The organism is Oleiphilus sp. HI0086, from assembly GCF_001635225.1.
Window position 1 is genome coordinate 1 of sequence record NZ_LWFZ01000139.1, and the last position, 776, is coordinate 776.

Below are 776 nucleotides of genomic sequence, written 5' to 3' on the forward strand. Positions count from 1 at the left end.
GCAATCAGAAAATATTTTTAATAGTTCTTGGTCGATTCTTTCCGGGATACTGACGACCATTCGAGAATGAATACGAATGCGTTGGATATGCTTGATATCAGCAATATTGTTTATTAGCCAGGCAAGGTGGTCGTTATTGTGTATTAAGGGTTCGCCACCGCTCAGGATTACCTCATCTAATTCTTTGTGTTCTTCAATGTAGTTGAAGACCTTTCGCCATTCGTTTTTTGATTGGCGATGCGCGTCATAAGGAAAATTCCGGCGGAAGCAGTAACGACAGTTAATAGCGCACACAGTACTACTCATGAGTAATACCCGATTATTGTACTTGTGCAGTAAGCCTTTGACGGGAGAGTACTCTTCCTCGTTCAGAGGGCTATCGTTAAAACCATCGACTTGCTTGAACTCTCTATTTTGAGGAAGTACTTGTAGAAGAAGTGGGTCATTCGGGTCGTTTGAACGAATACTTGCCAAGTAACGTGGTGGTACTCTTAATTCAAACAAACGCTCAGCCTCTTCATCTACTAAAGGATGATCGTTCAGACCTAGCTTGTTCAGCAAGTCTGCAGTACTTATTTTGCACTGGCTAAGTTGAGACTGCCATGAACCGTATTGCGCTTTATTTTCGACAGGAATAGTTGATAGATGTATCATGTGCGCTTTAATTTTGGTCTGCGAGCCTAAAAAAGAGTCAGCCCTTGATGTAAAGAGGCCGGTAAACCGCGCAGTATATAGCGAAGTAAAGCTATAGAAAACAGTTTGTCGCCCACTCATTG

At 42.3% G+C, this 776-nt stretch carries 1 protein-coding gene; it reads right to left on the reverse strand.

Features of this window, described 5'->3' with window-relative positions; translation table 11 throughout:
• Positions 1 to 654, reverse strand: a 654-nt coding sequence (locus A3756_RS01960) for a KamA family radical SAM protein (protein ID WP_197481104.1), incomplete at its 3' end; no start/stop codon positions are given.
• Positions 655 to 776: the final 122 nt, after the last annotated feature.